This is a genomic window from Thermococcus sibiricus MM 739, assembly GCF_000022545.1.
GTDB classification, from domain to species: domain Archaea; phylum Methanobacteriota_B; class Thermococci; order Thermococcales; family Thermococcaceae; genus Thermococcus_A; species Thermococcus_A sibiricus.
In genome coordinates, this window is record NC_012883.1 from 1,291,634 (window position 1) to 1,316,125 (window position 24,492).

21 protein-coding genes and 1 tRNA gene are annotated in these 24,492 nt (G+C 42.2%); 11 read left to right on the top strand and 11 right to left on the bottom strand.

Annotation, left to right across the window (positions count from 1 at the left end):
* The first annotated feature begins 214 nt into the window (after positions 1–214).
* The 7 genes from TSIB_RS10610 to TSIB_RS07060 all read left to right on the top strand — a co-directional run bounded on the left by TSIB_RS10610 (position 215) and on the right by TSIB_RS07060 (position 9,647).
* Complete coding sequence (locus TSIB_RS10610) at positions 215–3,139, top strand: NHL repeat-containing protein (protein WP_015849716.1); 2,925 nt, start codon at positions 215–217, stop codon at positions 3,137–3,139.
* Positions 3,140–3,360: 221 nt separating this feature from the next.
* Complete coding sequence (locus TSIB_RS07035; protein WP_148206183.1) at positions 3,361–3,750, top strand: hypothetical protein; 390 nt, start codon at positions 3,361–3,363, stop codon at positions 3,748–3,750.
* 42 nt (positions 3,751–3,792) lie between these two features.
* Entirely contained in the window at positions 3,793–5,862 is a 2,070-nt protein-coding gene (locus TSIB_RS07040; protein WP_015849718.1) for a hypothetical protein, read from the top strand.
* Entirely contained in the window at positions 5,855–7,063 is a 1,209-nt protein-coding gene (locus TSIB_RS07045) for a hypothetical protein (protein ID WP_015849719.1), read from the top strand. Before TSIB_RS07040 ends, TSIB_RS07045 begins: the two co-directional genes overlap by 8 nt.
* Before the next feature lie 82 nt (positions 7,064–7,145).
* The gene (locus TSIB_RS07050; RefSeq protein ID WP_048160887.1) at positions 7,146–7,532 is read left to right on the top strand and encodes a hypothetical protein; all 387 of its coding nucleotides are present in this window, start codon (positions 7,146–7,148) and stop codon (positions 7,530–7,532) included.
* 126 nt (positions 7,533–7,658) lie between these two features.
* On the top strand, positions 7,659–8,711 hold the full coding sequence (locus TSIB_RS07055) for a M20/M25/M40 family metallo-hydrolase (protein ID WP_015849721.1): 1,053 nt from the start codon (positions 7,659–7,661) through the stop codon (positions 8,709–8,711).
* A gap of 6 nt (positions 8,712–8,717) precedes the next feature.
* On the top strand, positions 8,718–9,647 hold the full coding sequence (locus TSIB_RS07060; protein WP_015849722.1) for an alpha/beta fold hydrolase: 930 nt from the start codon (positions 8,718–8,720) through the stop codon (positions 9,645–9,647).
* Here TSIB_RS07060 and TSIB_RS07065 read toward each other — a convergent pair whose 3' ends face one another.
* The 3 genes from TSIB_RS07065 to mtnA are packed head-to-tail and all read right to left on the bottom strand — an operon-like array spanning position 9,648 to position 14,691.
* Complete coding sequence (locus TSIB_RS07065) at positions 9,648–12,398, bottom strand: DEAD/DEAH box helicase (protein WP_015849723.1); 2,751 nt, start codon at positions 12,396–12,398, stop codon at positions 9,648–9,650.
* A gap of 29 nt (positions 12,399–12,427) precedes the next feature.
* Positions 12,428–13,570, bottom strand: a complete 1,143-nt coding sequence (locus TSIB_RS07070; RefSeq protein WP_048160429.1) for an iron-containing alcohol dehydrogenase — start codon at positions 13,568–13,570, stop codon at positions 12,428–12,430.
* A 56-nt stretch (positions 13,571–13,626) separates the two neighbouring features.
* A complete protein-coding gene (gene mtnA, locus TSIB_RS07075) occupies positions 13,627–14,691 on the bottom strand; it encodes an S-methyl-5-thioribose-1-phosphate isomerase (protein WP_015849725.1) in 1,065 nt (354 codons plus the stop codon).
* An 84-nt stretch (positions 14,692–14,775) separates the two neighbouring features.
* Here mtnA and TSIB_RS07080 point away from each other — a divergent pair, with 84 nt between their 5' ends.
* Positions 14,776–15,291 carry an NTPase gene (locus TSIB_RS07080; protein WP_015849726.1) on the top strand — a complete coding sequence of 172 codons (516 nt, stop codon included), beginning with the start codon at positions 14,776–14,778 and terminating at the stop codon, positions 15,289–15,291.
* Between the two features lie 8 nt (positions 15,292–15,299).
* On the opposite strand, the gene TSIB_RS07085 is transcribed toward TSIB_RS07080, so the two are convergent.
* The 3 genes from TSIB_RS07085 to TSIB_RS07095 all read right to left on the bottom strand — a co-directional run bounded on the left by TSIB_RS07085 (position 15,300) and on the right by TSIB_RS07095 (position 17,184).
* A complete protein-coding gene (locus TSIB_RS07085; protein WP_015849727.1) occupies positions 15,300–16,031 on the bottom strand; it encodes an ABC transporter ATP-binding protein in 732 nt (243 codons plus the stop codon).
* Complete coding sequence (locus tag TSIB_RS07090) at positions 16,015–17,013, bottom strand: FecCD family ABC transporter permease (RefSeq protein ID WP_015849728.1); 999 nt, start codon at positions 17,011–17,013, stop codon at positions 16,015–16,017. The genes TSIB_RS07085 and TSIB_RS07090 overlap by 17 nt, the downstream gene beginning before the upstream one ends.
* A 93-nt stretch (positions 17,014–17,106) precedes the next feature.
* A tRNA-Glu gene (locus TSIB_RS07095) sits at positions 17,107–17,184 on the bottom strand.
* 85 nt (positions 17,185–17,269) lie between these two features.
* Here TSIB_RS07095 and trm5b point away from each other — a divergent pair.
* The gene (gene trm5b / locus TSIB_RS07100) at positions 17,270–18,262 is read left to right on the top strand and encodes a tRNA (guanine(37)-N1)-methyltransferase Trm5b (RefSeq protein WP_048160431.1); all 993 of its coding nucleotides are present in this window, start codon (positions 17,270–17,272) and stop codon (positions 18,260–18,262) included.
* On the opposite strand, the gene TSIB_RS07105 is transcribed toward trm5b, so the two are convergent.
* A complete protein-coding gene (locus TSIB_RS07105) occupies positions 18,249–18,941 on the bottom strand; it encodes a nucleotidyltransferase domain-containing protein (protein WP_015849730.1) in 693 nt (230 codons plus the stop codon). The genes trm5b and TSIB_RS07105 overlap by 14 nt on opposite strands.
* Before the next feature lies 1 nt (position 18,942).
* Entirely contained in the window at positions 18,943–19,407 is a 465-nt protein-coding gene (locus TSIB_RS07110) for a DUF192 domain-containing protein (RefSeq protein WP_015849731.1), read from the bottom strand.
* A gap of 200 nt (positions 19,408–19,607) precedes the next feature.
* Between TSIB_RS07110 and TSIB_RS07115 the strand changes: the two genes are divergently transcribed.
* Both TSIB_RS07115 and gltA read left to right on the top strand, forming a co-directional pair.
* A complete protein-coding gene (locus TSIB_RS07115) occupies positions 19,608–20,456 on the top strand; it encodes a sulfide/dihydroorotate dehydrogenase-like FAD/NAD-binding protein (RefSeq protein ID WP_015849732.1) in 849 nt (282 codons plus the stop codon).
* On the top strand, positions 20,457–21,899 hold the full coding sequence (gltA, locus tag TSIB_RS07120; protein ID WP_015849733.1) for an NADPH-dependent glutamate synthase: 1,443 nt from the start codon (positions 20,457–20,459) through the stop codon (positions 21,897–21,899).
* A 34-nt stretch (positions 21,900–21,933) separates the two neighbouring features.
* Here gltA and TSIB_RS07125 read toward each other — a convergent pair whose 3' ends face one another.
* Genes TSIB_RS07125 through TSIB_RS07135 form a run of 3 tightly spaced genes read right to left on the bottom strand, consistent with a single transcriptional unit; the run spans position 21,934 to position 24,481 of the window.
* Positions 21,934–22,494 carry a 2-oxoacid:ferredoxin oxidoreductase subunit gamma gene (locus tag TSIB_RS07125; protein WP_015849734.1) on the bottom strand — a complete coding sequence of 187 codons (561 nt, stop codon included), beginning with the start codon at positions 22,492–22,494 and terminating at the stop codon, positions 21,934–21,936.
* Positions 22,491–23,336, bottom strand: coding sequence for a 2-oxoacid:ferredoxin oxidoreductase subunit beta (locus TSIB_RS07130; protein WP_015849735.1), 846 nt, complete (start codon positions 23,334–23,336; stop codon positions 22,491–22,493). The genes TSIB_RS07125 and TSIB_RS07130 overlap by 4 nt, the downstream gene beginning before the upstream one ends.
* A gap of 5 nt (positions 23,337–23,341) precedes the next feature.
* Positions 23,342–24,481, bottom strand: a complete 1,140-nt coding sequence (locus TSIB_RS07135) for a 2-oxoacid:acceptor oxidoreductase subunit alpha (RefSeq protein ID WP_015849736.1) — start codon at positions 24,479–24,481, stop codon at positions 23,342–23,344.
* Positions 24,482–24,492: the final 11 nt, after the last annotated feature.

The window sequence follows — 24,492 nt, forward strand, 5'->3', positions numbered from 1 at the left end:
TTGAGACTCTGGAAGAGGTGAGCTCCCACATTATCATGATGGAAAATTTTAGTGATATCTTCTTCTCGAAGTACGTGACAAAAGCACAAATTACCTTTTCTATCTGATTTATATTTATGCCTTATTTTAGTCAAGTTTTTTTAGTCAGAATATAAACCGAAATTTTTAAATAAAATAATGACTAATCTTGCAAAATTAAAGGAGGTTTTACGTCATGAGTAAAAAACATAAAGTTAAGTTTGAAGAAAAAATAAAATCCCCCGTTATTATACTCTGGATTGTTTTGCTTTTTGGGGCGCTCACAATAATACCAAAAGAAGCGAAAGCCGAAAATACGAACTGGTGGGTCAAAACATACGGCGGGAGTGGAAATGATTATGCTTGGCCAGTTGCAATTGCTCCAAACGGGGACTTGATTGTAGCAGGCTACACTCAAAGTTTCAGCGATTCTGATTGGGGTGACGTTTGGGTTCTCAGGCTTGATGCTAATGGTAACGTGAAATGGCAGAAGACCTACGGCGGGAGTGACGTGGATTCCCCTGTCGCAGTTGCCATAACTCAGAATGGAAATATCGTCGTGGCGGGCTATACTAACAGCTTCAGTGATGGCTATAGTGACGTTTGGGTTCTTTGCTTGGATGGAAGTGGTAATGTGAAATGGCAGAAGAGTTATGGGGATTGGCACGACGATGAGGCCACTATGATTGCCCTAACTCCGAATGGTGACGTGATTGTAGTGGGCTTCACTGTCAGTTTCGGCGCCGGTTCCAGTGACTTTTGGGTTCTTCGTTTGGATGAGAATGGTAACGTTAAGTGGCAAAAAACTTACGGCGGAAGTGGTGAAGAGGAAGCTGAAGCTGTTGCAATCACTCTTGATGGAGACATCATAGTAACAGGCTGGACTAACAGCTTCGGTGCTGGTTATGAGGATATTTGGATTCTCAGGCTCGATAGCGGAGGTAACATTAAATGGCAAAAAACCTACGGCGGAAGTGATGATGAGAGGCCCGATGCGGTTACCATTGACCCAAATGGTGACATCATAGTGGCAAGTTATACTGGCAGTTTCGAGAATGGCGATTTTTGGGTTTTTAAACTCGATGGAAGCGGCAATATCAAATGGCAAAAAACTTACGGTTTGTGGGGCGATATGGGAGTTTGGGCAATTGATAAGATGAGTCCAAATGGTATTGCTATTGCCCCGAATGGAGACATCCTACTGGCTGGATGGGATTTGCTGAGGTTAAGTCCCAATGGAGAAGTCAAGTGGGCAAAGGACATAGGTGGTGGGGGTATTAAAGTCCTCTCCGATGGAACAGCAGCGTTGGCAGGCACTCTTTGTAAAACAACAGAAGATCTTGATGTCGATTGTGATGTCACAGCCGTCTGGTTTAATGTTGATGAAGTTCCCAACTACTCAGGCGAGATATGGGATCAGAATATAATCGTCGAAGTCTACGAGATCAATGCTGTAGTACAAACAACTAATGCCGCAGTGAAAGACTCAAACGCCAAAATCCAAGACACTAATGCTGACGTTTATGATACGAATGCGGAAGTAGAAACCCTGTGGTCTTACACTCCTATAAACCCCTCGACAACAAAAACCACCACTACAACAGCTACCACGACAACGTCCACTTCTTCAAATGAAAAAACAAATTGGTGGGTCAAAACATACGGTGGAAATGGAGTTGATTGGGGCAATGCAGGTGGCCTTATTCCAAACGGAGACGTGATAGTGGCCGGAGGAACTGAAAGCTTCGGTGTCGGTTACGAAGACTTTTGGGTCTTGAAACTTGATAAAGGAGGAAACGTTAAGTGGCAGAAGATTTACGGTGGAAGTGGAAGTGAATGGGCCATATCTGTTGCAACTGCAGATAATGGGGACAGCATAGTGGCAGGTTTCACCAACAGCTTCGGGGCTGGCTATGATGACGCTTGGGTTCTTAGACTTGATGCAAACGGTAACGTTAAGTGGCAAAAAACCTACGGCGGAAACGACGATGACTTAATTCGTGCAGTTACTACCGCACCAAATGGAGATATAATTGCAACAGGCTACACTTACAGCTTTGGCGCTGGGTATAGTGACTTTTGGGTTCTTAGGCTTGATGAGAATGGGAACGTGAAATGGCAGATGACTTACGGTGGAAATGATGAGGATTATCCAGTCGCCATTGCAGTTGCTCCAAACGGTGAAATAATCGTAACAGGCGCGACTTTAAGTTTTGGCGCTGGGGGAACTGATGTTTGGGTCCTTAGACTTGATGCTAATGGTAATGTTAAGTGGCAAAAAACCTACGGAGGAAGTGCTGATGAAGAAGCTTACGCGGTTGCTGTCGCTGAGAACGGGGATATTATAGTGGCAGGCGACACTATGAGCTTTGGCGCTGGTGGGGCTGATTTTTGGGTTCTTAGACTTGATGCAAACGGAAACATAAAATGGCAAAAAGCTTACGGTGGAAGTGGAGATGAAGACGCCTGGGCGATTGCAATCGTTGAGAACGGCGATATAATTGTTACAGGCGAGAGCAACAGTTTCGGTGCTGGTTACTACGACGCTTGGCTTCTTAGACTTGATGCAAATGGTAACGTTAAGTGGCAGAAGACTTACGGTGGAATTGATAATGACGACATAGCTCGTGCAGTTTTAATCGCTGAGAACAGCGACTTAATTGTAGCAGGAGCTACTTACAGCTTCAGCGTTAGTGAAGCTGATGGTTGGGTTCTCAGACTTCCACCTGATGGAAACCTGCAGAACTGTGAGTTCTGCAGGGATTCAAACGCCCAAGTGTCTGAAACGAGTGCTGAGGTTTCTACCTCTGCTGCAGTGGTAGGTCAGAGTAACGCTGTTGTGAAGGATACAATTGCTGAAATTTATGATACGAACGCCAATGTGAAGACTTTGTTAGCTTATGCTCCTCCTAAAGATACAACTACGTCCAGCCGGACGACCACTAGTTCGACCATAACTTCTTCAACTAGTACAAGCCAAGGGTATGGTACTACAACTACTGAAACTACCGAAGAGGGGGATGGCTTTGAAGTGTCAGTAACATGTGGTCCAGCGGCTTTCCTTGTCCTCATCCTCATTGGTGGGGCTGTTGCCAGGATTAGAGGAAGAAGAGACGATTGAGGGGCGTTTTACACGCTCCCCTACTCAATTTTAGTAGTATTCAAGATTTGAATAGTAAAATATTTCTCAATAATCGAAAAGTTTATTAATAATATTACGTAACATGTCAAAAGCAAAGCCTGTCCCGCTTTCCTTTTCTGCGAGATGGGTTTGCCTTGGTGGTGCATATATTGAAAAAATACTACCTTGCGGGCATAGTGATTTGGATAACAAGCCTGCCTTTGGCGTTATGCCAGGATAGCGAAGACTATCTGACGGGGTTTAGTGTAGAGGGTCCTTTTGTAGGTGTTGTGCTGATAGGTGCACTTCTCTTACTGCTCTGGCTAATCAAAAAATACTTGATCAAGTTACTCCTAGCCTCCATTGTGGCCGTGACCCTTGGAGGCGTTGGGTATTTGATCAGTTCAATGTTCCTCCAGGAGCTTGCAGTTCCGTTAGCGGTGGGATTCTTCATTCTTGGCCTCGTAGTGTCTCTGAAGATGCCTAAGGCTAAAGGCACGAGTGTTGTTAGGACATCGCTTGGAGGCAGTGACGACGAGGACTGGTCCTTTGATGATGAGGAAGACGAAGATTATGAATTTGATGATGAGGAATGGGACTGGGATGATTGAGAGGGTGGAGTTTAGTTTGAAAATGAAAGGAGGAGGGATTTTATGAGAAAAAGTAAGGTTTACCTGGTTGTATTAATCCTTTTGACCTCGGCATTTCCCATTGGCATGGTTTCGGGTTCAGAGCTCCCCGACTACGCGCCAACGCCCAGTGAGCTTAATGCAATCGGTATTGAGGTTACAGATGTTGACCGAACTCCTGATGGAGTTACATTTGAGGGAACTTTCCAAGTAAATAATCAGTATGAACCGCAGACGACCGAAGTAAAAATAGCAATCTTTGAGTACGAAAACCCTGAAAAAGCTAGAGAAGAGTTTAAAAAGTCCATAAATACCCTCATAAGTGGTTGTTATGAAAACAAGAAGATCCACTGGGAAGGAGAGATGGCGAACCATGAGTGGGTGGACGGTACATTTATCGCAAAGCACGTTGAGAAATACGGAACTTCTAACAGTTCTACATGTTACATGTTCTTTATACTCAAGCATGCGAGATCCGGCTATATTTTCGGGGCAGCAACGAACCACGAAGCTCTCTACACGTATGGGAAGTACGTTATCTTTGTGGGAATATACGGAGGATGGAATGACTATGACTCAATCCTCACTAACCCCCAGAAGAGCTACATATATGTGGTTTGCTCTGAGAGCGAATGTACGGGTGCTGTGGACGAAGCTAAGTACCAGGCGTATATGAATCTATTAGAAGAACGTAACAAAGCTGTAAAGCTCAAGGCAGAGAGGCTTACCAAGAGCGTGGTTGATTTAGTTTTGAAGCATATAGAGAGTACCTCCCCAGAAGGCGGATATTCCGTTAGGATAACATCACCCCGGGACGGGGCGACGCTCAGGCAGCTCTTCGACGGCTACTTCACAATGTCCCTTTGGGCGGACGTGGATGGGAGCGGTGCCGAGAATCTTTACGCGGTGGTTACCCTGCCAGACGGCTCGAAGAAGAGGGAGAACGTGATGGGCGGGAGCATAGTCGACATCATAGAGATCAGCGACCCAACGGTGAAGGGTGGTACCGTTAGGGTCGACCTCTACGGCACGATGAACGGCTCTACGAAGCTCCTCGCATCGGACTCAGTGAAGGTGGGCTTCGTCTCCAAGGAGGTTCCCGGGGACAACATCGACAACGACCTCGACGGTCTGGTTGACTGTGACGACCCCGACATTTTCGGCTGTCAGGAGTGCATCCTCCAGAAAAAGCTTGAATTTGCCGAGAACATCTACAAGAGGCATGTTGACTACCTCAACAAAGTCATAGAGCTCCACCCGGAGGACAGGTCAATTTACGAAGTCTACCTCGACGACCTGAATGAAATCCACGACGACTACCTCGACGACCCTGACAGAATGGTCTCCGAGATGAACGCGTACATGGAGAAGAAGGTCTACGCCAACCAGAAGATCAACTCGTACCTCTCGATCTTCAAGGACGACCCCGAGAAGAGGTACCAGCTCAGACAGATAGCGATAAAGTACCGCTACGACCCAATAATGCGCGACATCAAGATGAAAGACTTCATCTACAAAAACGCCCAGAGCGCTGCGGAGAGTAGCGCTATTGCCAACGCGATAATAGCTGGGATCATCGAGCCGCCTCAGTGGCTCGTCGGCGGGCAGTACGGTTCCGGTGGGGCCCTCGACTGGGCGCACTTCATTGCTTCCAACTTCGAGAAGGTCGGGGACACGGTGAAGTTCAAGGGGAACGCCAAGGTGAAGATGCTCAGAACGCCCGCGACGGTTTATCTGGTTGCACTCGACGCCAAGGCGCTGATGGACCACGCCAGGGAGCTGCAGAACATGAACCTGCCGGAGAACACCAGGGTTTCCATAGTGGTTCTCGACGGAGCAACAAAGATAGGCAAACTGCTCGACCCGACCGGCTACTTCGGCAACATGGCAGATGCAACGGTTGGAGCGCTGATAGACCTGCGGAAAAAGATAGAGCAGAGAAACCAGGGGTGGTTCACGTGGAACGGTTACGTCCTCCACGAGACCTCAACCCCGGGCATTTACGAGGACTATGAAACGGGCAAGAAGTTCAGGCGCGTAGGCGGCGGCTGGCTGAGCTCACCGAACTTCGTGGAGGTGAAGGACAATGGGTAAATTCACAGCGTTTCTATTGATCCTCCTCATCCTCGGGGGCCTCTACTACATCTACAACAAAAACCCCGACTTGATAAAGGACATCATAGACGATACCAACAACGGGGGATCCTCCGGCCAGCTCTCCGATAACACCGGAGGCGGAAGCAACGGGGGAAGCTTTTCCAGCGATAACGGCGGGACTGCCTCCGGAGAGAGCGGGTGGAGCGATACGGACGGGGATGGGGCCCCGGATATCTATGTGAGCACGGGTTTTGGGGCGGTAAGTATCAACGGGAGCTATATTATAACCAAGGACAGGAACGAAGACGGTGTAATAGACGCGATATATCTCGATACTACGGGAGACGGAGATTTCGACACCTCTTACCTCGACGAGGACTACAACGGAAAGACCGACACGTGGATTACAGCCTTCAACGGTGTCAAAAGTTATGCGTGGGACTTAAGCGGGGACGGCATTCCGGACGTTTACGACACCAACGGAGATGGCAAGGTAGATGCATGGGATTTGAACTCCGACGGAGTTATAGACGAGAAGGACGTGGATTACGATGGAACCCCTGATTTGCATGACTATGACTTCGACGGAATTTTCGATGAGTTTGAAGGCGGTGCAAACATAGTACCACCTGAAAACACGAGTGAGAGCTTTACGTGCCCACCAAGTCAAGAAGAAGCCTACGAACTCTTTGTACAGGCATACAACAATGTTACCTCCCTGATGGGCTCAAATGCCTCGCAGGAAGAACAGGAGGAAGCTTATGCAAAGTACTTGGAGGCCAAGGCGTGCTATGAATCGTCCCTAAACTCAGGAACTTCAATCTCCCCTCCAAAAGAGGGAACCTTTGGAGAGATCTATGAAGTTACTCTTTCAACGCCTACCGCAATGATGTTGGACTTTTCAACAGGAGATGTTGGAGGTGAAGATGGGGACATAATGCTTGAACCCTGGTGCGTGGACTATCCCGCCATATTGGGTAATTATGCTGAAACCAATCTGATAAGCTTGGAGGATGTTACTGTTGAAGATATTCCGAGCTCTGGGTACACGAACGAGGATGCAATGGAAATCAAAATAGGGTACGTTTATATAAACAGGAACTCTGACGGCTCGTACACGGCTTTTGTTGTAGTGACCCACGAGAAGATAGGGGAATGTGATCACAAAGTAACCCTGAGATACAGGACACTTGGATGAACGGTGGTGGAATAATGGAAAAGTTGTGTTGTTTCAATTTTAGATTGGCACATTTAAACAAATTAAAAGGAGGTGAAAAATGATGGGATTAATAAAGAAGCTCATAGTAGGATTCTTTGTTCTTCTAGTCGTGGGAATTGCATTTGTATTTGGGACTTACTACTACACGCTGGCAACTCACGAGAAAGAACTGATCGTAGAGCTGAGCGAGACAGTTACGGGCCCAGTTTACTATACTTCCGATGTAATACCTCCAGGAAAATACCTTATAACAGCAGAAAGCTCGGGAGTTGTTGAAGGCATGCAAATACTCAAAGCCGATACGGACGAAGTTGTGACAGAATTTGAAGGCGATAACGTTATATACAGTTCAGAAACTCCTTTTAGGGTCCGCATTCAATACAACGCACCAAATCCAAATGAAGAGTACACAGTCTCTGTTAAGATATACCGGCTTGTGAAAAAGTGATCTAGGAGTTTTGGTTTTTGTTTATATTTCTCTTTTTGTTATCTAATATTATACGAGCTTTGTGAACTTTTCCTCAACCCAAAGTGTTTATAAGTAAGAAAATCCTATCTCACTTAGGTGACCCAAATGAAAGCCGAACGGGCAAAAGAAATCTTGGTAGATTTATTAAAAATTCCCTCTCCCTCAGATCATGAAGATCGCCTTGCCTTACATATAATGGAATTCCTTCATAAACTTGACTATGAAGTCCATATAGAGAGTGATGGACGAGTAATTGACCTTGTTGTGAATCCAGAAGCTGATCTTTTTTTTGAAGTGCACATGGATACGATAGATATAAGGGCCGAGCCTTTTGTTAGAGGCAATATAGTTTATGGAACCGGTGCTAGTGATGTTAAAGGAGGCCTAGCAAGTGTACTTCTCATGATGGAGAGCCTCAAGAGAGGAAACCAAAACCTTAATGTTGGTGTTGTATTTGTGAGCGACGAAGAAAAGGGAGGAATGGGTTCAGCATTATTCATGGAGCGCTATAAGCCAAAGATGGCTATCGTAATAGAACCCACTGATCTCGAAGTGCACATAGCCCATGCTGGAAACATAGAAGCATATTTTGAAGTTGATGGAAAAGAGGCCCATGGGGCCTGTCCTGAAAGCGGTATAAATGCCATCGATCAAACTTATAAAATGATAGAAGAACTTAAGAGCCTAGAACCATTTAAACAAAAAGGCAAGTATTTTGATGCTTACATAGGCCTACAGGAGCTTATATGTGAAAACCCCTACTACTTAATTCCTGCTCTCTGTAAAGGGAGATTGGAAGCACGGCTTCTACCAACCCAAGAGGTTGAAGATATTTTAGACCTTATAGAGCCTATTCTGGAAGAATATACACTTAAATATGAATATACTGAGATATGGGACGGTTATGAACTTGATGAAGATGAAGAAATTGTCCAACTTGCGAAAAAGGCGATGGATGAAGTCGGAATTGAAGATTTCGGAGGAATGCGGAGCTGGACAGATGCTATCAACTTTATGTACAATGGGACAAAAACAATAGTCTTTGGACCCGGAAACCTTGATATTTCTCACACAAAAAGCGAGAGGATAGACGTTAGAGATGTTGTGGAGGCAAGTGAATTTCTAAAGAAAATCAACGAAATCTACGGCCGGAGTTAGAGAACAATGAAAAGGCTCTACAAATTTTTTATTGGAGTCTTTCTCTTCTTAATAATCCTCTACTTAATTCCAATACCTAGTACCGGTCACAATGTAGAATATATAGCTCTTCCAGAGAGCAAATTCATTAAAGTGTGTGGGTTAAAGGTTCATTATGTAGAAAAACCAGGTGAGGGGAATTTACTGCTTTTACACGGCTTTGGGGCCAGCACATTTTCCTGGAGATATCTGCTCGAGGGCAATTTAAGTGAGAGAGTTGTTGCTTTTGACAGGCCCGGTTTTGGACTCACGGAAAGAAAAAATCCTAAAGGGCTACTATGTAACCCTTACTCTCCTGAAGGAGCTGCAGAGTTGACTTTAAAACTAATGGATGAATTTGGAATGGAAAAGGCCACCTTAGTTGGCCATTCTGCAGGTGCGGGGGTAGCACTCTTAGTTTCGATTAAAGCCCCTGAAAGAGTTGAAAAATTGATTTTAGTGGCCCCTGCATGGGGATCAAGAAACCAAAGCACTTTTCAAAAACTCATTTTCTCTCTTCCATGGACTGAGAAGTATTTTCCACTAATACTTCGTTTTTCAGTTGGCAGGTTAGAAGGAATCCTTGAGAATGCGTGGTATAACCAGAGCAAACTAACTGAAGAAGTTTGGGAAGGATATAAGAGGCCTTTAAAGGCCAAAGACTGGGATAAAGGCCTTTTTTGGGTAACTAAATATGGAGAATACCCCAATATAACGGAAGAACTCAAAAATCTAAATATTCCTACTCTGATAGTCCACTGCAGGCAAGATAAGATAGTACCTCTAGAAAGTGGAAAAAAACTACACCAAATTATTCCAAACTCTCAGCTGGCGATAATGGAAGAATGTGGTCATTTACCCCATGAAGAAAAACCAAGTGAATTCCTTCAAATTTTAAGCGACTTCTTGAACGAATAATCATTCCTTCCAAAACTTTCTTGTTCTTATGTATCTTCTTTCGGCCTCAAGCAGTGCAACAAGAAGAGCTTCCCCCTTATACTGACTTAGAATCCTTGCAGCAGTATCGGGTCCTACACCATAACTCGCAAGTGCCAAAACCGCATCAAATCCATAAACCTTAAGGAGATCACTAGCCTTTATCAACCTTCTATATGCGCTCTCCTCCTCTTTTTCAAGACCCTCTTTTCTGTTGAGTTTCTTCAACGCTGAAACAAATAACTCAGCATCTATTGGATGGGCCACCGTGACCATAAGAGAGGAGCACTTTGGACATTGTAAATGTTCAAGCCTATTCTTTAAGCGTGAGACCCTTGTAGTGCTTTTCCACCCACAGTTTGTGCATATTAAAGCAACTTCAGTATTTAGAAGGCGCTCTTTAAATAACATAAGAATCTCATCTTTCTCGAGTTCTCCTCCTACAAGAAATTCTCCTCCAATATTCAAATTAATGACTGCAAGAGGGGAAGGCTCCTTCCTTAGAACTGCTTTAATCCTGACTCTACCCTCCTTCAAAAGTCTTAAAACCTCCTCAGCCCTTTCAACATCAATTTTATCATGGAAGAGTTCATTTAAAGTCTCTTTCTCAATAACTGTCCCTTCAAAAAGCCTCTCTACTTTTCTTATTTTAGCCTCCCTTCTTAGAGCCCCCATTCTCTTTGCAACATTCAACATTCTCCACCTGTAAGGTGAACTCCCTCTCAATCCCCTGGAGATGACAAATTCGAGAACCCTATGATCCTGGAGAAGATATTCCTTTACTTCTTTGGGGTTAACCTGAAATGGAGTCCGAATAACTATTGCATGAGCCTGAGCCTTCATTACAAAGACTTTTCCATATTTTGCTGCCAAAAAAGCCATTAAAAATCTGCCAATAGCTTCATTAGCTTGATTACCAAAATCTGCATGAATAATCAAGGCCTTCGGGACGGATTCTAAACCTATGTCCCTATCAGTCCCCAAGGGTTTTTGCTTTTCCAGAATATTCTTTATAAGTTTTAAATCCTCTTCCCGAAAATCTACAAGTGAGATTGACCTCTTAGCAGAATTAAAATCAAATAAGAGTTCTCGTTTGAGTTTTCCAACTTCTAACGCAACCTCAAATGGGACAGGGATCATTTCTCCCTCCCAACTTGGTACAGCACTCTGCAAACTCTTACTCTCCCTAACTTTAAGAAGCCTAGATTCCTCATCGACTCCAAGCAATATCCAGCTTCTTCCGTGCATAATAAATTCCATACCATCTTCTAAATCCATTACAAAGCTCTCATCTAAACGACCAACAATTCTTCCACTCTTAACGTCAAAAACACGGTAGCTAATCTCATCGGGAATCGTGGAAAGGTTTTCATAGTAGTACTGATACGCTCCTCTTCTCAGGTATAAAAGGCCACTATCTTCATCATAACCAATTAAGTTTGCATCACTTAACATGTGGAGAACTGTCCCGTAATCTTCCCATGTTAAGTCTCTATAGGGATATGCTCTCTTAGCAATCTCAAATGGAACCTCCTTTGGCAGTCTTCTGTGTTCCATTAAAAGCCCAACTATAAAATGACCCAAAACATCAAGGGCATTCTTATATGGCTTTACTGCCTCAAGTTTACCTTCCAAAGCCCTTTTAGCGATAATCAAGCTTTCTAAATAATCTTCTACATTGGTAGTAATGATATAACCCTCACTAACCTCTCCGACCCTATGTTTTGAACGCCCGATTCTCTGGATAAGTCGATTAACCTGTCTTGGGCTCATATACTGGATAACAACATCCACGTCACCTATATCTATCCCAAGTTCCATCGAAGAAGTACAAACCAAAGCCTTAATACTCCCTTCTTTGAGTGCTTTCTCAGCTTGAACTCTGGCCTCCTTGGAGAGACTTCCATGATGAACTTCAACCGGTTTTCCCCAAGCTTTAAAACGATGGGCCAAGATTTCAGCAAATTGTCTGGTATTTGTGAAGACTAAGGCCCGTTCATACTTTTCAATTATTTCCCACAAAACCCGTAAACGGGTGGCAACGTCTAAAGGCACGCTTAATTTCCTAGAGAGCTCAATGTCCCTTTCATCCGGCTGAGGAAAGAGGACATTAACTTTATATCCTTTTTCTATCGGTGGTCTAACTACTACATCAACCTTAAGCCACGTCTTAATCTCTTCCTCATTTCCCACAGTTGCAGAAAGGCCGACTCTTTGAAATTCCGCAATTTCGGCAAGTCTCTCAAGTGCTAAACTGAGTTGTGCTCCTCTTTTGTTATCAACGAGCTCAACTATCTCATCAACCACCACAAATTTAACATTTGAAATTGCCTTACGGAGAGATTTCATTGTAAGAATGATTCCAAGAGTTTCAGGAGTGATAATGAGAACATGTGGAGGTTTTTTTACCTGTTGGGCTTTCCTATATGCAGAAGTATCCCCATGTCTAACCTCCACATTAAGGTTTAACTTTTCTCCCCACCAGAGCAATCTATCTAAAAGATCCCTATTAAGGGCCTTTAAAGGAGCTATGTAAAGGGCAGAAATTGGTTTTAGGCCATCTTCTAAGATTGCATTAAAAACCGGCAACAATGCCGCTTCAGTTTTTCCACTTCCGGTAGGAGCCACTATTAAAACACTCTTTCCAGAGCTAACCTCCTCAAAAGCCTTCATCTGAAGCTCATTAACCCCTCCAAATTTTTCCTTTATAGCTTTTTTCAGGAGAAAGTGCATGATAGAAAAAATGAAAGAGGGTTTAAAAATCACTCGCCATAATAAGCTTTCCTATACAGTTCTTTTATGTCTTCAATGCTAGGCTCTACCGGGTTAAAATTAATTAAAGGATCATTATAAGCCTTTTCTGCCATTTCATCGAGCTTTGAAAGGAATGTTTCTTCACCAACAAGCTCATTAAGCTTTGGAACTCCAAGCATTTCATTGAACTCTTTAATGACTTCAAGAAGCTCTTCAGATGTATTAAACCCTATTTCTCTGGCTATCTTGGTATATTTCTTTCTTGTACCTTCATCCTTCATGTTAAAATGTATTACATAGGGCAGAAATATTGCATTAAGCAAGCCATGTGGCCCTATCCAAGCGGCTTTATGACTTAAACTGTGGCATATTCCAAGGCGAGCATTTAGAAACGCTATTCCTGCCATAGTTGCAGCATAATGAATCTTTTCCCTTGCTTTCCCATCACCCTTAACTGACAAAGGAAGCCATTTAAAGACTGTTTTTATAGCCCCCAATGCCATAGCATCACTAAAAGGAGTTGCCACTTTCGTCGTATAGGCCTCTATACCATGCACCAAAACATCTAAGCCACTATTTCTGGCAATCTTTTCTGACATCGTTCTTGGTAACCTTGGATCAAGAATTGCATACTCTGGAGCAATTTCGTAGGAAACAAGGTTATATTTTGCTCCATCTTTTTTGAGCACGCTAGCTGCAGAAACTTCACTTCCAGCCCCACTTGTGGAGGGTATAGTTATCAAAGGGGTCTTAAGTTTAGGGATAATTCTAACTGGTTTTGTGAATCTATCAAGAAAAGCTACTTCCTCAAACCTCAAATCAGGCACTTCATAAAACACCTTTATAGCCTTTGTTATATCTATTACACTGCCACCGCCAAGGGCAATAAGTAAGTCAGGAGAGAACTCCCTAATCCTTGGAAGGATCTCTTCTACATCTTCATAAGCTGGTTCAGCTGGTAAACCCTCTATAGCATCCACTTCCGCACCGGCCTCTTCTGCATAGTCCATAACCTCATTCAAAAACCCGTGAATACGCATAGATTTACTTGAAAGTACCATGACTCTTTCATAATTCCTAGCCACGCTTTCTACGTATCTTAAGCTTCCCTCTCCCATAATTATCCTCGTCTTTAAACTGAAAAACCTCATGAGCATCACCAGAAAAAATAAGGAATGAGGATATTTAACTCTTCTTGGGCAACTCATTATTCAAAAATCTTCTTTAAATTCCTTTCAAACGGTGGGTACACTACTCCTCTGTCAGTAATTATTGCCGTTAGATACTTATGGGGTGTTACATCAAAGGCAGGGTTATAAACATCAACATCTGGGGCTATTTTGCATCCTCCACAGGTTAGTACTTCCTCTTTTGGCCTTTCCTCAATTGGAATCTCCTTTCCGCTCTTAAGGTTCATATCAACTGTGGAAATTGGTGCAATTGTGAAAAACGGGATTTTATGTTCCTTTGCAAGCACAGCCAGAGAATAGGTCCCTATTTTGTTGGCAAAATCACCATTGGCGACTATTCTATCCGCACCAACGATTATCGCATCCACCTTTCCTTGTTGCATGACAAACCCCGCCATATTATCGCTTATTAGCTTTAGTGGAATTCCATCATAGTGATATTCCCAAGCAGATAAGCGGGCACCTTGAAGAACAGGCCTTGTTTCATCAACCCATAGAAGTTTGAGCTTTCCCTCTCTATGCATCACTCTTAAAGCCGCTCCAACTGTGCCAAGATGCACCGTGGCTAAGCTACCTGCATTGCAATGTGTTAAAACGTTCCCTTCAGGGAGAATCTCGGCTCCATAATGGCCCATTCTAAGGTTCGCCTCAACATCTTCATCTGCTATCTTGTGGGCCTCTTCAATAATCAGCTTCTTTATTGTGTCAAGATTATTCTCCTTATGCTCCTCTAAAAGACGTTTAACCCTATTAAGGGCCCAGAAGAGGTTAACTGCAGTTGGTCTGGTATTTTTAAGGATTTCAAACGCTTTGTAAAACTCATCGAAAAACTTTTCCTTTGTCTTTGCATTACTCTTTTCTGCAAGTAAAGCCAATCCATAGGCTGCTGTTGCACCTATAGCTGGAGCACCACGAACTTGAAGGGTTTTTATTGCTCTGGCAACATCTTCAACTTTTTCCAATGCTATTACTTTGAATTCTCTAGGAAGCAAAAGCTGATCAATAAGATACACTTTCCCTTCTCTAAATTCAACGCTTCTTGGGAGTTTTGTAAGTTCCTCTGGTTTGTATTTTATCCCCATTCTTGCCCACCTCAAGATTTCGTGATGGTAATTATCTTCAGAAGAATTTATTAAATCTTCCTCTAAAAAAGTGTAGGGAGCATCATGAAAATTTTTATCACAGGTCTACCTGGAGTTGGCAAGACAACCATTATATTAAAGGTCACAAAAGAGCTTAAAAATCACGATTTAAAAGTTGGCGGCTTTGTAACCCAAGAAATTAGAGAAAAGGGGAAAAGAGTAGGTTTTAAAATTAAAGCTCTCGATACGGGAGAAGAAGGCATTCTCGCATGGGCTGGAAATGGATACCCAAGGGTTGGAAAATACGTGGTTAATCTCAAAGACATAAACAACATAGCTGTCTCAGCAATAAGAAGGGCCGTTGAAAATGCTGATGTAATAATCATAGACGAAATTGGGGCCATGGAGTACAAAAGCAGGGAATTTGCAAAGAGCATTGATGAAGTAATCAAAAGCGAAAAAGTACTTTTAGCTACGGTTCATAGAAGATACGTAGATAAATTCAAAACCCTAGGAAGAGTTTACGTCCTCACCCCTGAAAATAGAGAACAAATAAGGCAAGAAATCATTGAAAATTTAAGAACGCACTGGAAGATTTGAAACACCCATTATTCGATCGCCGTTATAATTTTAAGACTATCCACTTCTGTTATTTTTGCTTTTATCTCATAAACTTCCTCCAAGATCTCTGGGGTTAATTCAGAAGGTCTGCCAATCCAGCGAACCTCGCCCTTATCAAGAATCAAAAGATTATCTGCATAGTTCAGAGCCAAATTCAAATCATGCATGACAGTTACAACAATTTTCTCCTTTTTAAGAGTTTTTAGAAGATTCATTATCCGAAGTGCATGGTTAATGTCCAGATGGGAAGTAGGTTCATCAAGCAACATTACATTACTTCCCTGGGCCAGTGCTCTTGCAACCAAAACCAGCTGATACTCCCCACCACTTAACTTTGTTACGAGCTCATGTTTCCTTTCCCACATCCCCACTGTTTTCAAGGCATCTTCAACACTCCCTCCTGTAGCATAGCTCCCAAGTTCAACAAACTCTTCAACCGTAAATGCGAACTCTGGGTAGGAGCTTTGAGGGACATAAGAAATATACTTAGCCCTCTCTTTAGGTTTCAGATTAAGTAGGTTAATACCATTTAATTTCGCATAACCTTTAGGTTTTAACATTCCAACCAGACACTTGAGAAGTGTGGATTTCCCCGCCCCATTAGGACCAACAATTGCTAAGAGATCCCCTTCCTTAGCCGAGAATGAAACATTTTTCAGCACTTCCTTCTGGTCATATGAAAAAGACACCCTGACTTCAAGTCTAACCAAGGAGCTCACCCCTTTTCTTCTTCATCAAGAGATAAATAAAAAATGGAGCCCCAAAAAGGGCAGTTATTATGCCCACAGGAATTTCACTTGGCCTGAGGAGAACTCTCGCAAGAATATCTGCAAAGACCATTAAACTGCCCCCAAAGAGAGCGGAAGCTGGGAGTAATCTCTTATGATTGGGGCCAAACAATATTCTCATAGCATGTGGGCTTATCAATCCTACAAAACCAATTATTCCACTTGTAGCAACAGCAAAGGAAGTAAGGAGTGAGATAACCCCAATAATAAGCTTTCGGTATAGATTAATGTCCAGCCCCATTGAGACACTCTCCTCCCCCAATAAAAGCAGATTAAGCTCCTTCCAAGTAAAAAATAGGAAAAAGACCCCTAAAATTGAAGAAAATAACACTAATTTTACATCATCCCATTCACTTCCATTAAAGGTTCCCATAAGCCAAAAAATAGCATTATGAATGGCTTCTTTTCTTACATAAAGAAGATAAGATGTTAGAGCACTTGTAAAGAAACCAAGTGCAATTCCAGCTAAAAGCAAAGTATCCACCGGGATATGGCCATTGACTTTCGCAATTTTATAAACAGTGAAAACAGCTAAAACTGCACCAAATAAGGCGAAGATACTCATGTATTGAGGAAAGTATAAGGCCGCTAAAGATGCTCCTACTGCAGCACCACCACTTATTCCAATTATATAAGGATCTGCAAGAGGGTTTTTAAATAAGGCCTGAGAGGCTGTTCCTGCAGAGGCCAAACTTACCCCTACAAGATAAGCCAGTATAATTCTTGGTAGCCTTATCTGAAGAATGATATAAGCATTCCCCTTGAGCATATTGGGCCTTGAAAATGCAATTTTAATATTTTCTAAACTAAATGAGGCCAGTATATCGCTTAGAGATATTTTAACAGGCCCTACAGCTATACCTAAAAGGATTAAAAGGATGGACGAGGTCAGGAGAGGTATAAGTTTTTTCATGTTCCCACTGGATTATTTATCCAAATTGTTCCTTAAAAGCTTAACTTATTTTCCAAGAATAACATGAACATGATAGAACAAGGAAAATGATTTTGGTGCCCCGGCCGGGATTTGAACCCGGGGCGCGGGCTCGAAAGGCCCGCATGTTTGACCGGGCTACACCACCGGGGCGTCCAATATGCTAACGTCCAGATGCATTTAAAAAGTTTTCGCTCAAAAGTCTTTTAAGCAGAGGTAATAGGTAATAGTGGGGAAAATGTTAGGAATAAAAGTTCCAAAAAAAGAAGCTGAAAAAATAAGAAAACAGCTTTTAGAACTTAATTTGCTCGATGTCAACTTTAAGATCAAACATCAGAATGACTTCGTAATCTTCCCAATAAAAGAGAGAATAAAAGGATTTGAAATAATTGAGACTACCTTTGAAAAAGCCACAAAACGACCCCACAGCTATAGAGAAGTTGTGAATATTCCTTCTGAGCTCCAACCACTCCTCCCTTCATCATTTGATATAATAGGAGACATTGCCATAATAGAGCTTCCAGAAGAGCTTATATCTCATGGAAAGAACATTGGAAAAGCAATACTAAAAGTCCATAAACATATAAAAGCTGTTTTTGCAAAAGGAAGCAAGGTTTCAGGGGAATATAGGGTGAGAGAACTCCTTCATCTTGCCGGTGAGAACAGAACCGAGGCCATACATAGAGAGAACGGGATAAGACTAAAGCTTGATGTCGCAAAGGTTTACTTTTCACCAAGGCTTGCAACCGAGAGAATGAGAGTTTTCGAGAGAGCTAAAGAGGGAGAAGTTGTATTTGACATGTTTGCTGGAGTTGGTCCGTATTCAATTCTCCTCGCAAAGAAAGTAAAGATGGTTTTTGCATGCGATGTAAACCCCATAGCTATAAGATATTTAGAAGAAAATAAAAAGCTAAACAAAGTTGAGAACCTTATCCCGATCCTCGGAGACGTGAGAAAAGTAGCTGGTCAAGTAAAGGCCGACCGCGTAATAATGAACCTCCCCAAGTTTGCCCACGAATTCTTAAAGGAAGCGATGATAAGCGTTAGAAAAGGTGGGGTTATCCATTACTATGGATTTTCCCACGAAGAAAACCTTTTTGAGGAGCACTTGGAAAAGATAGAAAAAGTCGCAGAAGAACTTGGAAAAAATGTCAAAGTTCTCGAAAAGAGAAAAGTAAGGCCCTATGCTCCGTACCAATTTAACATTGCTATTGATTTTAGTGTGTTTTAGGATTCTCCAACATTCTCAAGATTTCGTCGCATCTTATGGTAATAAACTTTCTCAGGGAATCCTCGTCAAACAGCATGCTCCTCTTGTTAAGATAGGAGGTATAGATAGAAAGTGCATCTTCATTCCCAAGAGTGCGAAGTGTCTCGAGAATATCTTCTTTTTTTAGACTTTTTGCACCATTAATAAGGGCAAGCAGTCTAGCGACTTCTCCTGCAATTATATGGAGCATTTTTAGATTTCCTCTGTTGGTATCACTTAGCATAAGAAGTCTCTTGACCCTCCATTCAATGAGGTCTTCAAACTTATATTTTGGGAGAATTTTTGCTATATCCTCTCCATAGATAACCACATGGTTCTTTATGAAATCCTCCTGATAAACCGTTAAGAACTTGAAGGGAACTCCTTTATTGAAAAGGCCATCCAAATTTTTAAGAAATTCCCATGCTACATCAACTTCAACTGCGTCTATATCTTTAGTACACTTCTCTAAAATCTCCTTTAGGGAAGGCAAAATTTTATCCTCCGTTTTCACAACAGCAAAAAAGTCCAGATCGCTCACACCTTTAATAAAATCTCCTCTCACAGCTGAGCCATATAGAACCAGGGAATAAAGTTCATCCTTAAGCTTTTCATTCTTTTCAATTTTGTTTTTTATGCACTTGATGATGTCATTGAGCATATTATTCCCCTTTAAGCTTCGGCTTGGGTTCTGCAAGACTTATAGTTCCATTTGAGTTTTTTATACCTATTTTGTTCAATGCTTCAACTGGTGAGGGGATTGCGCTTCTTTCTTCCTCCACTTCCCAGTCTATTTCGTCACCGATTTCAGCATTTAAATAGTCTATAACACCCACAGGAGTCTCAATGATATATTTGGCCCCTCCTTTTGGAACATAAAACCTCCAAGGCCGAGCCCTTTTCAGATCAACTACTTCCCTAGAAGAGTCCAAAAAGATAACATCTATACTCTGAAGCATAAAGAACATGTGAATGGATGCATTTAGCCTTGTTTCTGAAGGTAAAATGAACACAAGAGCATAATTTACATTGGGAGTTAACATTAACCCCCTGAATCTCTTAAAGAAAGTATCTGCAATTTTAACTCTTCCGGTCCACACTTTTCCCTTTGTTTTGTTTATCAACATATCAAAGAAGAATATAGATTCTCCTCTAAATAAGCATTGCGTCGGGAACATGCCGAGAAGACTTCTTCAAACTGACCTGATTTCCAGAAAATAATTGAAAATATTTTCAGTTATTAACCTCCAGTTTAAAAAAGAGTTATAAACCCAAAGTTAGTAACCAAAAGTGTACAAACTTAAACATGTGTACACGGTGGTGCGTTATGGGTTACAGGATAACGAAAAAAGAAAACTTAAGTGCCATTGATTTTTTTATGGAAGTGGAGGCCCCACATATAGCCCATTCATGGAAAGTGGGCCAATTTGTGGTTTTAATTGCAGATGAGAAAGGCGAAAGAGTACCAATGTCTGTCTACCACGCAGAGGATGGAAAAATAGGCATGTTCATTAGAAGGCACGGAGTGACAACATTCAAGCTCTGGTATGAGTTTGATGTTGGAGATGAAATATTCAGTATAACAGGGCCGCTTGGGAAACCAATAGAGGTAAAACACTACGGAAATGTAGTTTTCGTCTCAGATGCAGTCTGTGCACAGGCAGAGAGCTATGCCACTCTAAAAGCTATGAAAGAAGCTGGCAATTACACAATAGCGATACAAACCTTTGAAAATGCTGCCAATACCTATCCAGAAAAGTATCTCGCAAAATCTGTTGCAGATGAACACTACCTTACCACAGAAGATGGAAGCATTGGAATAAAGGGCCACTACCTCGATGTGCTTAAAGAACTCATAGAAAAAGACAAGGTTGACATTGTTTTTGGTGGTGGAAAACTTGGAAGTCTGGTTAAACTTGCAGAGCTAACAAAACCCTATGGAATTCCCACCATAGTTACAGTAAGACAGATAATGGTCGACGGTACCGGCATGTGTGGTTCCTGTAGGGTTCTCTACGATGGAGAAGTCAAATTCGCCTGTAGAGACGGCCCAATGTTTGATGCACACAAGATAGACTGGGAAGATGCAATAAAGAGAAACGCCCGCTTTGCAAAGCAGGAAAAGCTTGCAAAAGAGATGTATATGGCAAAACTTAAGGAGAAGGGGGTAATCTGAATGGCGAAGAGGGAGCTTATTAAAGAGCGTGTTCCCACCCCAGAAGTTCCTGTAGAAGAGAGAACAAAAAGTTTTGTGGAAGTGAATCTTGGTTATGATTTTGCTTCAGCTATAAAAGAAGCAGAACGCTGTATCCAATGCCCACCTGAATACGCGCCATGTATCAAAGGATGCCCTGTTCATATAAATATCCCGGGATTCATAAAAGCCCTCCGCGAGAATTCCAATAATTCCAATGAAGCTGTGAAGAATGCTTTAAGAGTAATATGGAACGATAACACTTTACCTGCTATTACTGGTAGAGTTTGCCCTCAAGAAGATCAGTGTGAAGCACCCTGTGTTATGGGGAAAGTTGGAGATCCAATTAACATTGGGAAACTCGAAAGATTTGTCGCAGATTATGCAAGAAAACACAACATAGACGAAGAGTTATTGCAAGAATTTGCAAATAACGGTGAAAACATGAAGGGTAAGGTAGCTGTGGTTGGAAGTGGGCCTGCAGGACTTACCGCTGCCGGAGAACTTGCCAAAATGGGTTACAAAGTCACTATTTTCGAAGCCCTTCACAAGCCAGGAGGAGTCTTAATCTATGGTATTCCAGAATTCAGGCTTCCAAAAGAAATACTTGACAAAGAAATAGCAAAGCTCATAGAATTAGGAGTTGAGATAAAACCCAACTATGTGATTGGTAAGACTCTAACCCTCGAAGAACTTCTTGAAGAGTACGATGCAGTGTTTATTGGGACTGGTGCTGGAACACCGAAACTCCTCAACATACCAGGAATTCTTCTAGATGGAATTTATACGGCAAACGAGTTCCTCACAAGGATAAACCTCATGAAAGCATACGAGTTCCCCAAATATGATACTCCCTTAACCATAGGGAAAAGAACCGTTGTTATTGGCGCTGGTAACACTGCAATGGATGCAGCCCGTTCGGCCCTTAGAATGGGAAGTGAGGTTATTATAGCCTACCGTCGCGGAAGGGAAGATATGACGGCAAGAATAGAAGAAATACACCATGCAGAGGAAGAAGGTGTAAAGTTTGAGTTTTTCCTCAATCCTATCGAATTCATCGGCGATGAGAATGGTAAAGTAAAGGCAGTTAAGTTTGAGAAAATGAAAGCCCTTGAAGAGAAAGACGCTAAAGGAAAGCGTAAAATAGTGGGTACTGGTGAGTATATCTTACTCGAAGCTGACACAGTAGTTATAGCAATAGGACTAGAGCCAAACAAGGTAATAAGCGAAGAAGCAACTGGCTTAAAAACCAATCCCAACGGAACTCTTGTTGTTGATGAAAGGCTCATGACAAGCATTTCTGGTGTATTTGCGGGGGGAGATGCAATTAGAGGAGAAGCAACTGTCATCCTAGCAATGGGGGATGGAAAAAAAGCTGCAAAGTCCATACACGAATACATCCAAAAGAAATATTCCTCAGCTTGATTTTTTATTTTTCTTTTTGAAAAATGAAATAAAACTAAAGCTCTCCTTTGAGAGCTTTTTCTCCAAGTTCAAAACCCTTTTTAAGGGCCTTTAAATTAAGATGTTCCGTTCCCTTGGGAATTGAATCAAGAACGGCCTTCTCTATGGCCTCCTCACTTACTATTCCAGTCAGTCTAACTAAAAATCCAAGAGTGAGGATATTCATCGTTAGACTAAGTCCTGTACTCTCCTCAGCTAGCTTGGTGAAAGGGAGTACATAAACCTTAAAGTTCTTCTCAAGTTCTTCATTCCTATTGGGGATTAGATCCTTCTCTACTATAACTATGCCCCCCTCTTTAACTAGTGAGAGATATTTCTCATAGGCCTGCTGGGAGAGTAAAATAGCATAATCTGGGTTTAATGCCTTAGGGTAATCTATCAAATCGTCACTTATAATAACTTCAGCCTTACTTGCTCCTCCCCTTGATTCTGGGCCATATGACTGAGTTTGAACTGAATATAGACCCTCATAAACTGCAGCTGCTCTTCCCAGAATGACACTCGAAAGGATAACTCCTTGACCACCGAAGCCCCCTATAAGGACTTCCTTTCTCATTCTTCCCACCCCATAGCCGTTTTAGCCCTTTTCTTGTATGCTTCATATTCTTTAACCAAACTTGGTCTATCTCTGTCAATGAACTCCCCGATAATCACTTTGCCCTCGAGTTCTTCCGGAGACATTTCCTTTGCTTTATTTATGGGAACTGAGAGTTTTTGATACCACTTTATCAATTCAGGAGCGGTTTTGAGCTTATTTCTTCTTCCGAAACTTATTGGGCATGGAGAGAGAAATTCAACCAAAGTAAAACCCTCCTTCTGGAGGGCTTTCTTTATACTGTTTATTCCTTGGAGATAATTGAAAACGCTCCATCTAGCTACATAGTTAGCACCGGCAACAACAGCAAGTTCTGCAATATCAAATGGATTTTCAAAACTTCCATATGGAGCTGTAGTTCCTCTGAGGCCCTTTGGAGTAGTTGGTGCTACTTGCCCACCCGTCATTCCATAAGTAAAGTTGTTAATTAAAATCACTGTAATGTCAAGATTCCTTCTTATAGCATGAATCAAATGATTTCCACCAATTGCGGCTGCATCACCATCTCCCATGAAAGCTATGACTTTAAGATCTGGATTTGCCATTTTTATTCCTGTCGCAAATGCCAAGGCCCTTCCATGAGTAGTGTGTAAGCCATCAAAGTTAACATAACCTGGAACTCTTGATGAACATCCAATACCGCTTACCCACACCACTTCATCTTGATTTAATCCAAGATCATCAATAGCCCTGAGAGTGTATTGCAAAACAGCACCTATACCACAACCAGGACAGAATATTGTGGGGAGCATGTCTTTTCGGAGATATTTATCCCTAATTTCATAGCTTGACTTTAGATACATTATTCTCACCTCAAATCATCCTTAATTCTCTCTATTATCTCTTTTGGAGTATGTACTTCGCCACCTATCTTGGAAATTAACTCCACCGGAGCTTTCCCGTTAGCACCCTCTTTTACCATATGATACAACTGGCCTAAGTTCATCTCGACTACATAGATCTTCTCAACCCCCTCTGCTATTCTTTCTATGAGCTCAAAATCAAAGGGCCACACGACATTGAACTTAAGGAGTCCTGCTTTGATCCCTTTCTTACGTAACTCCTTAACAGCTCTCATTGCAGATCTTGCCACTATTCCAAAACTAATAATGGCAATCTCAGCATCTTCAAGCTCATAAGCCTCATAATCAACGATATCTTTTTTATTCTTCTCTATTTTCTCGACTATCCGCTTTATCAGCTTCTCATGAATCTCACTTTGCACTGTTTGAGGCCTCCCCTTTTCATCGTGTGTCAGGCCTGTAACATACGTATGATGGCCCTTTCCGAAGACAGGCATCGGAGGAATTAAATCTCCATGTACATCTCCAAACGGATACTTTGCTTCCTCTTCATTTGCAGGAAGCTTCCTATAAATAAGTTCAAGCTCATCTGGATGTGGAGCATAAACCCTTTCTCTCATGTGTCCTACTTCAGCATCGGTCAAGAGTATAACAGGAGTTCTGTACTTTTCAGCGAGATTAAATGCCTTTATTGTCATATCAAATGCCTCTTGAACTGTGGCAGGAGTCAACACTATCAAGCTGTGATCGCCATGCGTTCCCCATATCGCTTGCATTAGATCACCTTGAGCGGCCAGAGTTGGTTGGCCTGTAGAAGGGCCACTTCTCTGGACATTAACTAGAACCAAAGGAGTTTCAGTCATTATTGCATAACCAAGATTTTCCATCATTAAACTAAACCCCGGTCCAGAAGTGGCTGTCATTGATTTAGCACCTGTCCAAGAAGCTCCTATAACAGCTGCAATACTCCCAATCTCATCCTCCATCTGGATGTTCACTCCATCTACAAGGGGCATGTAAACAGACATGGCCTCAAAAATCTCACTTGCAGGGGTTATTGGATATCCCGCATAAAATCTACATCCTGCTAAAATTGCGGCCCTTGCTATGGCTTCATCCCCTTGAATAAAATCTACCGCTCCCACTGGAAATGGTA